At 33.3% G+C, this 13575-nt stretch carries 11 protein-coding genes; 6 read left to right on the top strand and 5 right to left on the bottom strand.

Annotated elements, in window-relative coordinates; all coding sequences use genetic code 11:
* Positions 1 to 7: 7 nt before the first annotated feature.
* On the bottom strand, positions 8 to 1861 hold the full coding sequence (locus BM383_RS16195) for a DNA topoisomerase IV subunit B (RefSeq protein ID WP_093026196.1): 1854 nt from the start codon (positions 1859 to 1861) through the stop codon (positions 8 to 10).
* Positions 1862 to 1960: 99 nt separating this feature from the next.
* Positions 1961 to 4174 carry a tetratricopeptide repeat-containing hybrid sensor histidine kinase/response regulator gene (locus BM383_RS16190; RefSeq protein ID WP_093026195.1) on the bottom strand — a complete coding sequence of 738 codons (2214 nt, stop codon included), beginning with the start codon at positions 4172 to 4174 and terminating at the stop codon, positions 1961 to 1963.
* Between the two features lie 254 nt (positions 4175 to 4428).
* Between BM383_RS16190 and BM383_RS16185 the strand changes: the two genes are divergently transcribed.
* Positions 4429 to 5064 (top strand): hypothetical protein, encoded by a 636-nt coding sequence (locus BM383_RS16185; protein WP_093026194.1) that lies wholly within the window; start codon positions 4429 to 4431, stop codon positions 5062 to 5064.
* A gap of 29 nt (positions 5065 to 5093) precedes the next feature.
* Here BM383_RS16185 and ychF read toward each other — a convergent pair whose 3' ends face one another.
* Positions 5094 to 6185 (bottom strand): redox-regulated ATPase YchF, encoded by a 1092-nt coding sequence (ychF, locus tag BM383_RS16180; protein WP_093026193.1) that lies wholly within the window; start codon positions 6183 to 6185, stop codon positions 5094 to 5096.
* A gap of 177 nt (positions 6186 to 6362) precedes the next feature.
* Here ychF and BM383_RS16175 point away from each other — a divergent pair, with 177 nt between their 5' ends.
* A complete protein-coding gene (locus BM383_RS16175) occupies positions 6363 to 6896 on the top strand; it encodes a hypothetical protein (protein WP_143106450.1) in 534 nt (177 codons plus the stop codon).
* A gap of 95 nt (positions 6897 to 6991) precedes the next feature.
* On the opposite strand, the gene BM383_RS16170 is transcribed toward BM383_RS16175, so the two are convergent.
* Entirely contained in the window at positions 6992 to 7342 is a 351-nt protein-coding gene (locus tag BM383_RS16170; RefSeq protein WP_093026191.1) for a 4Fe-4S dicluster domain-containing protein, read from the bottom strand.
* Positions 7343 to 7404: 62 nt separating this feature from the next.
* On the opposite strand from BM383_RS16170, the gene BM383_RS16165 reads away from it, so the two are divergent.
* The 4 genes from BM383_RS16165 (at position 7405) to BM383_RS16150 (ending at position 13265) form a co-directional block, all read left to right on the top strand.
* Positions 7405 to 8466 carry an acyl-CoA reductase gene (locus BM383_RS16165; RefSeq protein ID WP_093026190.1) on the top strand — a complete coding sequence of 354 codons (1062 nt, stop codon included), beginning with the start codon at positions 7405 to 7407 and terminating at the stop codon, positions 8464 to 8466.
* Positions 8467 to 8556: 90 nt separating this feature from the next.
* On the top strand, positions 8557 to 9621 hold the full coding sequence (gene serC / locus BM383_RS16160) for a 3-phosphoserine/phosphohydroxythreonine transaminase (RefSeq protein WP_093026189.1): 1065 nt from the start codon (positions 8557 to 8559) through the stop codon (positions 9619 to 9621).
* Positions 9622 to 9652: 31 nt separating this feature from the next.
* Positions 9653 to 10606 (top strand): D-2-hydroxyacid dehydrogenase, encoded by a 954-nt coding sequence (locus tag BM383_RS16155; RefSeq protein WP_093026188.1) that lies wholly within the window; start codon positions 9653 to 9655, stop codon positions 10604 to 10606.
* 172 nt (positions 10607 to 10778) lie between these two features.
* Positions 10779 to 13265 carry a TonB-dependent receptor gene (locus tag BM383_RS16150; RefSeq protein ID WP_093026187.1) on the top strand — a complete coding sequence of 829 codons (2487 nt, stop codon included), beginning with the start codon at positions 10779 to 10781 and terminating at the stop codon, positions 13263 to 13265.
* Between the two features lie 62 nt (positions 13266 to 13327).
* Here BM383_RS16150 and BM383_RS16145 read toward each other — a convergent pair.
* Positions 13328 to 13575 (bottom strand): transposase (locus tag BM383_RS16145; RefSeq protein ID WP_177229041.1); only part of this gene is annotated, 248 nt, incomplete at its 5' end.

Raw genomic sequence — 13575 nt, 5'->3', positions numbered from 1 at the left:
GGTTGCTTTATTCTTCTTCTACTGTGTCTAATTCTACTCTTAAATTTTCGATGATAAACTCCTGACGATTTGGAGTGTTTTTCCCCATGTAAAAACTCAACAACTCTTCTGTAGTCGTAGCTTTGTCTAGCATTACAGGATCTAAACGAATGTCTTCACCAATGAAATATCGAAACTCATCTGGTGAAATTTCTCCCAAACCTTTGAATCGAGTAATTTCTGGTTTACCTCTCAATTTATTAATAGCTGCTACGCGCTCTTCTTCGCTATAACAGTAGATGGTTTCTTTTTTATTTCGAACTCTAAAAAGTGGTGTTTGCAAAATAAACAAATGTCCTTCCTTGATCAGTTCAGGAAAAAACTGCAAGAAAAACGTAATCAATAACAAGCGAATGTGCATTCCATCTACATCGGCATCGGTTGCAATTACAATGTTATTGTAACGAAGATCGTCCATTGAATCTTCAATATTCAAAGCAGCTTGTAAAAGGTTGAATTCTTCATTTTCATACACAATCTTCTTGGTCATTCCGTAGGTATTCAACGGTTTCCCACGCAAACTAAATACCGCTTGTGTATTTACATCTCTCGACTTGGTAATACTACCCGAAGCCGAATCACCCTCTGTAATAAATAAAGTAGATTCTAAATTTCTATCTTTCTTAGAATCTGTTAAATGCACACGGCAATCGCGTAATTTTTTATTGTGAAGATTGGCTTTTTTAGCACGCTCTTTGGCTAATTTTCTAATTCCGGAAAGCTCTTTACGCTCCTTCTCTGCCTGAATAATTTTTCGTTGTAATTTTTCAGCCGTTTCCGGGTTCTTATGTAAAAAGTTATCTAAATGTGTTTTTACAAAATCGTTTACAAAAGTTCTTACAGTTGGCAATTCGCCTCCCATATCTGTAGAACCCAATTTTGTTTTGGTCTGGCTCTCAAAAACTGGTTCCATTACTTTGATAGATATCGCAGCAATAATGGATTTTCGAACATCAGAAGCATCGTAATTTTTCCCGAAGAATTCACGAATAGTTTTTACAACGGCTTCTCTAAATGCATTTAAGTGCGTACCACCTTGTGTGGTGTTTTGTCCGTTTACAAAGGAATAATATTCCTCTGAATATTGGGTTTTACTGTGAGTTAGCGTTACTTCAATATCGTCTCCTAACAAGTGAATAATTGGATATAAAAAATCCTCCTCATTGTTATTATCTAATAACAAATCTTTCAATCCATTTTCGGAATGGTATTTTTCACCATTAAAAATAATCGTCAAACCACGGTTTAGATACACGTAGTTTTTGAGCATTTTCTCGATATACTCATGACGATATTTATAATTTTTGAAGATGGTTTCATCCGGAATAAAAGTCACCTTAGTTCCTCTTCTTCGAGATGATTCTTCTAAAAATTCTTCGTTGGTTAAATTTCCACACTCAAATTCTGCAGATTTTGATTGACCGTCACGAGACGATTCTACTCTAAAATAAGTTGATAAAGCATTCACCGCTTTGGTACCAACACCGTTTAATCCAACCGATTTTTTAAAGGCTTTGGAATCGTATTTTCCACCGGTATTCATCTTAGAAACAACGTCTACCACTTTCCCTAACGGAATTCCACGACCATAATCGCGCACGGTTACACGCGTTCCCTGAACCGAAATTTCGATGGTTTTCCCGGCGCCCATCACAAACTCATCAATACAGTTATCTAACACCTCTTTTAAAAGAATGTAGATACCGTCATCTGAAGAAGAACCGTCTCCAAGTTTCCCGATATACATACCAGGACGCATGCGAATGTGCTCTTTCCAGTCTAACGATCGAATATTATCTTCTGTATATTGAGTATCGGCCATAAAAAATAGAGAAATTGAGATGTGCGTTGCTAATATACTATTTAAAAGGAATTTTTAAAACCTTACTAAATATATTTAATTAACAAATTTATGAGTATCTCAATTTAAATATTTGGATAGAATTTCTAGAAGATTACTTTTGTTGAACGGTTTTATAAGAATATCGTTCATCCCAGAATTATAAACCTGTTCTTCTATTTCAGCTAATTCTGAAGCAGTTACAGCTACAATTGGAGTATTGATATTTTGTGCTCTAGTTTTTTGTGCAATTTCGTAACCATTAAAATATGGTATATTGATATCTAACAAGATAAGATCATAGGTATTCTTCTGTATTTTTTCCCATCCAGAATTACCCTCTGAGGCAAGATCTAGATGTATATTGAAAGGTGAGAGAAATTTTTGAGTTACCAATTTATTGATTTCATTATCTTCTACCATCAAAATACGTTTGTTATCAAAATTGTATATGACTTCTTCTTTTTCAACCACTTTCTCCTGCTCTTTTACTTTTGTAATTCCACAAAGTAAATCAAAATAAAATAAAGAACCTTTCCCTATTTCAGATTCTAAATGTATATCACTTCCCATTTGAAGTAACAAATTTTGAACTATGGATAATCCTAAACCAGTACCTTCCATAATACTTTCATTTCCTGATATTTGAGAAAACTTATAAAAGATTGATTCCTTTTGTTCAGCCGGAATTCCTCTTCCGTTATCTTCTACCTCAAATCGAATAAAGACTTTCTCTTTAAGATCTACATTTGCTTCTTTAGGAACTTTGGCTCTAATCCAAACGTTTCCGTTCTCACTAAACTTTACAGCATTATCTATAAGATTAATTAACACTTCTGAAAGCACACTATCATCTAAAATCAAATACTTAGGAACATTTTCTTCTATTTGAAAAGAAATTGCTACATTCTTCTTTTCTGCAGAATACGAAGCAGTTCTTCCAATATGATTAAATACATTTTTAAGCTCTATAGACCTTGGCATAATCTTAATTTTATGTCGATCTATCTTACTCATTAACAAAACGTTATTTATCAACCCTAAAAGATAATCTCCTGAAAACTTTAAAGATTTTAGTAATTTTTTATTTTTTGGTGAAATTTCATCTTCCGAAAGTAATAACGAAGTAATACCTATTACGCCGTGCAATGGAGTACGAAGTTCGTGACTTATATTTGATACAAAATTAGACTTAGCCTCAGCAGCAATCGCCGCTTTCTTTTCTGCTAATTTCAATGCTTTATTTTTTTTATTCAGATTTTCTATCAATTTTTTTCGACGGCTATTTTGATGGAGAACCACAAAAACCAAAATCAATAATAAAATGGCTATAATTAAATATACTCTATTTAACTTGGATCTATTTGTCGCAATGGATTCTGAAAATTGTTGTTCTTTTTGAGATAGTTCCAAAGCACGCTCGTACTCTTCTATATTAAATTTCACTTCCTCTACCTGAAGTTTGTTTAACATATTCTTATCTAAAAACAACTTATAAAATTTGTTATGATTCATAAGTTGTAAATATGCACTGTCAATTTTTTTCTGCTTTTCAAACACTTTTGAATCCGCCAAGTAAGCATCACTTAACTCTTCATAATTTGATGATTGTTTTGCTGTGGTTATAGATTTATTTAGATAATAGTGTGCTTTGGAAAAATTACTTTTCTCCCCTAAATAACGTCCTAAAATATAATTAACATTACTAAACGATTTAGCTTCGTCTATTGAAAGTTCTTTTAGATCATTTTCATTTGAATAGGCATATAAATCAGATAGATAAGGCAAGACCTTTTGAGTCTGTTCATTTTCAAGATAATCCCAACAAATATTTATAATAAAGGACATTTTATAAGGATCATTAATCGCTTTTCCTATTTCTAAACCTTTGAGGTAATATTCTTCAGATTTTTCAAAATCATTATCTCTTAGCGATGCTATATTTCCTAAACCATTATAAATATCTAAAATGAATATGGAATCGTTTCTTTTTTCAGCAATACTCAAAGCTTTTAAATACTTTTCTTTCGCCCTGCCATATTCTTCAATGGTTTCATCATTCAAACCTAATAAATAATATGCCTCCCCTATGTATTCTAGATTGTTAAGCTCGTAGGCTACTCGTAACAACTCTCTACCTTCTTTAACCGATTTCTTATAATTTCCTTTATCGTAAAAATCATAAGCTCTATTAAGAATTATCGGAAATGAATCTGTAGAACCCTGTTGTCCGAATACACATGAAATGATAAACCAAAAGAATATAAATAAGGATAACTGATTTTGAAGCTTCATGTGGGTTTCTTAACGTTCTATTAATTTCACAAGTAAAGTTATTTTTTATTTCTAAGTAATTAAGTTTTTTTAAAAAAAATGATTACAACTTAAAATTACATTAGATTAATTACGAAGAAGTTTTATCGCACAGATTATGAAAACCACCTATACTTTTATGCATAATATCGAAAAACACTTTATTCTTTTTACTTAATATCTAATTTTGAACCATAATTCCTTACAAAATCAAGTAATTTAATTAATTGTACAACATGAAAAAGTTATTACACACAGTCCTTATCTTAGTTTCATTAAGTGCTACTGCACAGGTTGGTATTAATACTGAAACTCCAGATGCTAACTCAGCTATAGATATTAATGGTAAAACAATCATAAGAGATGTTCCAAACGATTACAGTAGTACAGATATATTAGTTCTTGGAGCAGACAACGTAGTTTCTAAAGGAAAACAACCAGTTGTATTGGCTTTTCCAGGTATGCAAGTCCCCGCTTGTCAAACGACTTCCGTTGGAAGTACAGGAAGTTTTTCAGTGACAATAAATTCATTAAGCTACACAGTAAATTGGGAAATCTTAGAAAAAAATGTAGGGAGTGGAGTTGGTTATAATAACGGAACTTATGTCTTAGCCGATTATCCAATCACTGCGCAAAGCCTAGTTGTCGATTATACATTTAGCCCAGCTTTACCATTTACACCTGATGGAGTTATGTTTACAGCTTACAATAACAGCTCATTTCCTGATTCCTTTTCTTTTAGTTATTCTGATTTTACAACAACCGATTTAACTGTAAGAATATCAAGAACAGATATTTCTTCTGCTGATGGAAGTGAAAATTGTTGGTTGAGCTCTTTGAACAGATTCAATATGATGATCTTTAAAAATTAAAAGATCACCATATTAAATAATTATAAGTTTTAAACATTGAATCTAAAGTGCATGATATCACCGTCATGCACTATATATTCTTTACCTTCTACTCTCATTTTACCAGCTTCTTTTACTTTGGCTTCGCTTCCGAAAGTAGTATAGTCATTATAAGCTATTACTTCTGCTCTAATAAATCCTTTTTCAAAATCGGTATGAATAACGCCAGCAGCTTGTGGTGCAGTAGAACCTACAGGAATAGTCCAAGCTCTTACTTCCTTCACCCCAGCAGTAAAATAGGTTTGTAGATTTAATAATTTATAAGCAGCTCTAATCAATCTAGATACTCCAGGCTCTTCCAATCCTATATCTTCCAGGAACATTTGACGTTCTTCGTAAGACTCCAGTTCAGTAATATCCGCTTCCGTCCCTACTGCCAATACAATCACTTCTGCATTCTCATTCTTCACGGTTTCTTTTACCTTATCAACAAAAGCATTTCCATCTTTGGCAGAACTTTCGTCTACATTACAAACATATAAAATAGGTTTTGCCGTAAGTAATTGAAAACCTTTCATCAATTCTAATTCATCTTCATCAACATCAACAGATCTTGCGGAATTTCCTGCTTCCAAGGCTTCTTTAAACTTTAGAAGAGTAGTTTGCTCTTTTTTAGCATCTTTATCTCCTGTTTTTGCTGCGCGGTTTACTTTTTCTAAACGCTTATCAACAGTTTCAAGATCTTTCAATTGTAATTCTATATCAATAGTTTCTTTGTCTCTAATAGGATCAACGCTCCCATCTACGTGAACTATATTATCATTTTCAAAGCAACGAAGCACATGGATAATTGCATTACATTCACGAATGTTTCCTAAGAACTGGTTTCCCAAACCTTCTCCTTTACTTGCTCCGCGAACCAAACCAGCAATATCTACAATTTCTACTGTTGCAGGTACTACTCTTTCCGGATCAACTAATTCTTCTAATTTTTCTAATCTTTCATCAGGTACGTTTACTACACCCAAATTAGGTTCAATAGTACAAAATGGAAAGTTAGCACTCTGTGCTTTTGCATTAGACAGACAGTTAAATAAAGTTGATTTTCCAACGTTTGGTAATCCTACAATTCCGGCTTTCATGTTATAAAATTTTATCGGCGCAAATATACACTTCTATATTATATGAAACCATCTTTTTGCTATTACTAAGTAATTCACCGCTTAACAAACACTTAAGTTTAATTAACAATGCTTTGAAACATATTGAATTTGACCTTTTTTACATTTGTTTACATGAAAAAGAAAAATGAAAATATTATGAAAAAGATATTGATTACAGGAATGTTCGCAGCAACTGTTTTATTTTCTACAAATAGTTTTGCTCAGGAAAAATCTACCAATGATGGTGCTGCTACAGAAACAGTAGTAACTACCATAGAAGTAAATAACGGTGACGGCATCAAAGAGCTAAAAAAAGAGGTAACTACCAAAACGGAACAAGCTCTTATGCTAAATGAAGATGACAAAAATAAACTGAATCAGGATTATAAAATGGGTCCTACGAAAACTACAAAAACTACAATTATAAAAGATGGAGATAAGGTGGTTTCCAAAGAACAAGAGGTGTATTACACAAAAGGTGATACAAAATATGTTTTAGAGTCATCCGAAGAAAATATCTCATATAACGCTGCAAAGACTGCAGATAGTTCCAAAAAGAAATATCAAATTAAGACTTCAAATGGTCAAAAATGTACAGGATATTTCAATGAAGACGGAGATTTTTGCGAAGAAATGTACAACAAGGATGCTGGGACAATGAAACAGAATATTTATAAAAAATCAGAATAGAACTTAAGGTTGGTTAATTAGTTTGTTTTAAACAAAAACGCCGTATTTCTAAGAAATACGGCGTTTTTATATTTTTAACATTAAGATATTTAAATCTATTCCGGGTGCATAAAACGTTGTTTTCCTAACAATTCTTCATCACTTTCAACATGATCATCGTCTGGTACACAACAATCCACAGGACAAACTGCTGCACATTGCGGCTCCTCGTGAAATCCTTTACACTCTGTGCATTTATCTGGAACAATATAGTAAATTTCATCAGAAACCGGCGTTTGTGCTTCATCTGCATTGGCCGATTTTCCATCAGGTAATACAATATCTCCATTCAACTGAGTTCCATCGCTGTAACGCCAATCATCAGCACCTTCATAAATTGCGGTGTTTGGGCATTCTGGCTCGCAAGCTCCACAATTGATACATTCATCTGTTATAATAATAGCCATAATATTTTCTTTACCTATTTTTGTACAAAAATAAAGCTAGATAAATACAAAAGCAAACCTTTATGAATTTAAATACCCGCATTGACGCTTTCGTAACTCTTGGAGCGTTTTTAAGACAGTTTTCTAACAGCGGAATCATTCAAAAAGAAGAAATAGCATGTAATAATGAATATTTTGATCTTTTTCTGAATAAAATTGAAACAGCTCATCATTATAATTCGTGGTTCAACAAAGAACAAGTGCTATTTGCTTGCGAAAGTTGGGCTAATGCTTTAACTGAAGAGACTATTAAAAAATGGATAGATTCCTATCAAATTCCTGAAAAAGATGGAAAAACTGTCGCTATTATTATGGCGGGGAATATACCATTAGTAGGGTTTCATGATTTTTTATCAGTTCTCATAACTGGTCACAGTGTGGTTGTTAAACAATCTTCCAATGACAATCAACTTTTACCAGTTTTAGCAAACTATTTGATGGCGATTCAGCCAGGTTTCAAAAATAAAATTGAATTTACCACACAAAAGTTACCAGAATTTGATGCGGTTATCGCTACAGGAAGTAATAACACAGCTCGTTATTTTGAACATTATTTTGGCAATAAACCGAATATTATTCGCAAAAATAGAAACTCTGTTGCCATTCTTACAGGAGAAGAAACCCAGGAAGATTTGCAAAATTTAGGTGAAGATATTTTTAGGTATTATGGCCTAGGCTGCCGTAGCGTTTCAAAATTATATGTTCCTGAAGCATATGATTTTGACAATTTTTTCAAAGCTATCTACTCATATTCAGATATTTTAAATGAACAGAAATATGTAAACAATTATGATTACAACAAAGCTGTTTATTTAATGAGTTTATACAAATTATTGGAAAATGGATTTTTAATGCTGAAAGAAGACCAAAGTTTTGGCTCACCTATAGCTACACTTTTCTTTGAACGCTATGAAAACTTAGAAACTCTTAGGAAAGAATTAACGTCCAAGTCTGAACAAATTCAATGTATAGTAGGTAATTTGGCAGACATAAATACGGTGCCGTTTGGGGAAACTCAAAAACCTCAATTATGGGATTATGCAGATAATGTTGATACTGTTGATTTCCTGTTAAAAATATATTAGAAAATTGTTGGTTTTATATTACTATTTAAAACTATATTTAGCACCTTTGTAATTGATTAACACAATTAAGCATACTTTAAGTTACAAATTATGAAAAAGCACAATTTTAGCGCCGGACCATGTGTTTTACCGCAAGAAGTTTTTCAAAAAGCTTCTCAAGCTATTTTAAATTTCAACAATATGGACCTTTCCATTATTGAAATTTCGCATAGAGATAAAAACTTTGTTGCGGTAATGGAAAAAGCTCAAACACTAGCATTAGAGCTTTTAGGTTTAGAAGGTAAAGGTTACAAAGCGCTTTTCTTGCAAGGGGGTGCCAGCATGCAATTTTTAATGGCGGCATACAATCTTCTAGAAACAAAAGCTGTATATGCAGATACTGGTACATGGGCTGCCAAAGCAGTAAAAGAAGCAAAACTTTTTGGTGAGGTAGACGTAATTGCTTCCTCTAAAGACAAAAACTATAATTACATTCCAAAAGGATATTCAATTCCTGAAGATGCAGACTATTTTCACTGCACATCCAACAATACAATTTTTGGAACGCAGTACAAAGAATTTCCACAAACCAGTGTTCCTGTAGTTTGTGATATGAGTTCAGATATTTTCTCTCGTGAATTAGATTTCTCCAAATTCAGTGTTATCTATGCGGGTGCACAAAAAAATATGGGTCCAGCAGGTACTACCTTAGTTGTAGTAAAAGAAGATGTTTTAGGGAAAGTTACCAGAGCTATTCCTTCTATGCTTAGCTACAAAAATCATATTGACAAGGAAAGTATGTTCAATACGCCTCCTGTGTTTGCTGTTTATACTTCTATGCTAACTTTAGAATGGTTGCAAAATCTTGGTGGTATTGCTGCTATTGAAAAAATAAACAATCAAAAAGCTGCATTATTATATAGTGAAATTGATAGAAACCCTCTTTTCAAAGGTTTTGCCGCAGTTGAAGATCGTTCAAATATGAATGCAACTTTCAATTTGGTTGATGAAAGCCACAAAGAAGTTTTTGACAAACTATGGAAAGAAGCAAACATCAACGGTATTAACGGTCATAGAAGCGTTGGTGGTTATAGAGCATCCATGTACAATGCGCTGCCATTAGAAAGCGTTGAAGTATTGGTAGACACAATGAAGAAGTTTGAAAGCACTATTTAAGTAAAATTCAATCACACAACACAATAAAAAAATGAAAGTATTAGCAAATGACGGTGTTTCTCAAAGCGGTATAGACGCTCTTGAACAAGCCGGATTCGAAGTTATTACAACAAAAGTAGCTCAAGAACAATTGATTAATTACATCAATGAAAATGAAGTAACCGTAATTTTAGTTCGTTCAGCTACGAAAGTTCGTAAAGATATTATTGACGCTTGTCCTTCTCTTAAAGTTATAGGTCGTGGTGGCGTAGGTATGGATAACATAGATGTTCAGTACGCGCGTGACAAAGGTATTCACGTAATCAATACTCCTGCAGCGTCTTCAGAATCTGTTGCAGAATTGGTTTTCGCTCACTTATTTACGGGGGTTCGTTTTCTTCATGATGCAAACAGAAATATGCCTTTGGAAGGTGAAACTAAGTTTGGTGCTTTGAAAAAAGCGTATGCTGGCGGAAAAGAATTAAGAGGAAAAACTATCGGAATTATTGGTTTTGGTAGAATTGGTAGAGCTACAGCAAAAGTTGCACTTGGTTTAGGAATGAAAGTAATTGCAGCTGATAAATTTGTTGATAAAGCAGAGATTAAAGTAGATTTTTACAACGGTCAATACATCAATGTTGAAATTGAAACTATGCCAATGGAAGATATCTTTAAACAAGCTGATTTCATTACTTTACACGTTCCTGCACAAGACGGATATGTTTTAAGTACCAAAGAATTTGAGCAGTTAAAAGATGGTGTTGGTATTGTCAATGCTGCTCGTGGTGGAGTTATTGATGAAGCTGCACTAATTGAAGCAATTGATAGCGGTAAAGTTTCTTTCGCCGGATTGGATGTTTTTGAAAACGAACCTACTCCCGCACTTAAAGTGTTAATGAACCCAAAAATTTCATTAACACCACATATTGGTGCTGCAACCAACGAAGCACAAGATAGAATTGGTGTTGAATTGGCTGACCAAATCAAAAGTATTTTAAAAGGATAAACCTCGTTTTTCCTTATTAGCATATAAAAGCTCCTGCAAATTGTAGGAGCTTTTTTTATTTCTGCTTCTTATTAACACATTCAATTTTCATTTAACATAGTTTTAACCAAACAGGGTTAAACCAAGAGATAATTTTGCAGTCATAACCACAATAATTAACTAAACTATCATAATGAAAAAACTCTCAATCATCACTAGCATACTTTGTATGCTAAGCACTCTTTTTGTAGCTGCCCAATCTGGTAAAAATATAAAGGTTACAGGAACTGTAGTAGATGAAGACACAAATGAACCAATCATGTACGCTACTTTGGTTTTAGAAAATGCAGAAACCAAAGATGTTACCGGTGGAGTAACGGATATGGATGGTAAATTTTCTGTAGATGCGCCTCAAGGAACCTATAATATGCGTATCGAATTTATAAGTTATAAAACGTATCGATTTCCACAACAAGAACTTACTTCAGATAAAAATTTAGGTACTATCAAATTAGCTTTAGACGTTGCAGAACTTGATGCTGTAGAAGTAACAGGTGAACGTACTTCTGTTGAAATAAAATTAGATAAAAAAATATACAACATTGGTAAAGACCTTACCACGCAGGGAGGAACTGTTAGTGATGCGCTTCAAAACATTCCTTCTGTTTCTGTAGATGTGGAAGGCGCCGTTAGTTTAAGAGGAAATGAAAATGTACGAATCCTTATTAACGGAAAACCTTCGGCAATGGCTGGTTATGGTGACACTAATATTTTTTCACAACTTCCTGCCGATGCTATCGAAAGAGTTGAAGTAATAACAAGTTCTTCTGCTCGTTACGATGCTGAAGGAACTGCAGGTATCTTAAATATCATTCTTAAAAAAGAAAAAACACTGGGTTTAAATGGTTCTATTCAAGGAACCGTTGGTGCGCCAGATAATCACTCGCTTTCAGCAAATATCAATTTAAGAACCAATAAATTCAATTTATTTACAACTACCGGAGCATATTACAGAAACTCTCCGGGAGAAGCTAATTATGATAATAATTATGAAACAGGTTCATTTGACCGAATCAGAGAAAACAGAGATTATGAGCGTTTACGCAAAGGTTTCAACACCAATCTTGGAATTGAATACTACCTTACCGAAAAATCATCATTAACAGGTAGCGTTTTTGGCCGTTGGGGTGAAAATGATGATGAAAGTAATACCATTAATGATAGATATATAGGTACAGATTTAAACAGTATTACCAGCAGAATCCAAAATGAAGGTCAAACTAGTGAAACCTACCAAGGTTCTTTGAACTATATTAATAATTTTAATGATGAAGGACACAAATTAACTGCCGATCTTCAGTATTCTTATGATAATGAAGATCAACCTACTACCATTAACGAATACAGAACTTTTCCTTCAGACAGCTTAATTGATCGCCAGAATATTTTTCAAGTTGAAAAGCAAAACGAATTCTTGTTTCAAGCAGATTATGTGTTACCAAAAGGAGATTCGCAATTTGAAGCTGGTGTTAGAATAAATCTGGAAACAGAAGATACTGGTTACAATCTTGATCAATTCAACCAAGAAACCAATGAGTTTGAAGTTGACGAATTATTATCCTATAACTTCGATTATGACCAAAATGTTTATGCTGCATACACTCAATATGGTAATAAACTTTCTAAAAAGTTCTCATATTTATTAGGTTTAAGATTGGAAAACACTCAAATGAAAGGAAGTGTTTCTTCTCCATATTATACACAAGAAGAATTGATTGATGAATTAGATTTTGATTTTGATGCAAATTTTGATAAAAACTATTTGAGTTTGTTCCCTACTATGAACTTAATTTATGAAATAGCAGAAAATGAAAACTTAACTTTAGGTTACAATAGAAGAATTAATAGACCTAGAGGTTGGTTTATCAACCCTTTCCCTTCAAGATCTAGTAGAACAAACATATTTCAGGGTAATCCAGACTTAGATCCAGCATTTTCAAATGCATTTGATTTAGGTTATTTGAAAAGATGGACTAAATTTACGCTGAACGCTTCGGTATATTTTCAAAGAGAAACCAATTCCTTTGAAAGAATTCAAGATGAAACAGGTCAAACTACAGATGATGGAATTAGCATCATTAGATCTATTCCAGTAAACTTATCTTCTCAGAATAGAATTGGTGGTGAGCTAGGTGCCATGTTAAATCCAACTGATTGGTTCCGTTTCAATGCTAGTTTCAACTTCTTTAAATTTAAAACTGAAGGATTTTTTAATGATGTGGATTATGGTGCAGAAAGTACAAGTTGGTTTGGTAGATTCAGTGGAAAAGTAACGTTACCTGCAAAAATTGATTTTCAGGCAAATGGATTCTACATGGGACCAAGAAAAAATTCTCAAACAGAAAGCGAAGGAATGTTTTCTCTTGATACTGCTTTAAGCAAAGAGCTTATCAAAAATTCATTAACAGCAACATTCAACGTAAGAGACGTTTTCAACTCAAGAAAAAGAAGATCTTATACAGTGAGTGAAAACTTTACTTCAGACAGTGAATTTCAATGGAGAAAAAGACAATTTACATTATCGTTGATTTATAAATTCAATCAACAAAACGATCATAATAACCGAAATAAAAATCAAGGAAACCCAAATGGTGGAGATGATATGGACTTTGAAGGATAATCTTCAAAGTCTACCAATGCATATAAGTAAATAATCCTCGGGGCAAGCCCCGAGGCATTAGTTTAGAATAGATTTAATTGTATGTCATTATTTCTATGCAAAACTTGATAATCCTTTTCAGAACCTTGGTTTTTCACATATGCAGCTATTACTTGCTCATTGCTATGCCGTCCCACAGTATTAATATAAAAGCCACTTCCCCAAAAAGCTCCACCCCATAATGCTCTTTTTACACCTGGAGCTTGAGAGAAAATTTCACGGGCAGTGATACTTTTAATTGTTCTGGCAATCTTTGTTGGACTGTAGGTTG

Source organism: Pustulibacterium marinum, from assembly GCF_900116665.1.
In the GTDB taxonomy this organism is placed as follows: Bacteria; Bacteroidota; Bacteroidia; order Flavobacteriales; family Flavobacteriaceae; genus Pustulibacterium; species Pustulibacterium marinum.
The sequence above is the reverse complement of the archived record's forward strand: the minus strand, read 5'-3'. Positions and strand labels throughout refer to the sequence as shown.

Bases quoted from the DNA above. Each gene is read 5' to 3' on its own strand.
- BM383_RS16195 (WP_093026196.1), bottom strand. From the start codon at position 1,861: ATGGCCGATACTCAATATACAGAAGATAATATTCGATCGTTAGACTGG.
- BM383_RS16155 (WP_093026188.1), top strand. From the start codon at position 9,653: ATGAAAGTATTAGCAAATGACGGTGTTTCTCAAAGCGGTATAGACGCT.
- BM383_RS16175 (WP_143106450.1), top strand. From the start codon at position 6,363: ATGAAAAAGATATTGATTACAGGAATGTTCGCAGCAACTGTTTTATTT.
- serC (WP_093026189.1), top strand. From the start codon at position 8,557: ATGAAAAAGCACAATTTTAGCGCCGGACCATGTGTTTTACCGCAAGAA.
- BM383_RS16170 (WP_093026191.1), bottom strand. From the start codon at position 7,342: ATGGCTATTATTATAACAGATGAATGTATCAATTGTGGAGCTTGCGAG.
- BM383_RS16150 (WP_093026187.1), top strand. From the start codon at position 10,779: ATGAAAAAACTCTCAATCATCACTAGCATACTTTGTATGCTAAGCACT.
- BM383_RS16185 (WP_093026194.1), top strand. From the start codon at position 4,429: ATGAAAAAGTTATTACACACAGTCCTTATCTTAGTTTCATTAAGTGCT.
- BM383_RS16165 (WP_093026190.1), top strand. From the start codon at position 7,405: ATGAATTTAAATACCCGCATTGACGCTTTCGTAACTCTTGGAGCGTTT.
- ychF (WP_093026193.1), bottom strand. From the start codon at position 6,185: ATGAAAGCCGGAATTGTAGGATTACCAAACGTTGGAAAATCAACTTTA.
- BM383_RS16190 (WP_093026195.1), bottom strand. From the start codon at position 4,174: ATGAAGCTTCAAAATCAGTTATCCTTATTTATATTCTTTTGGTTTATC.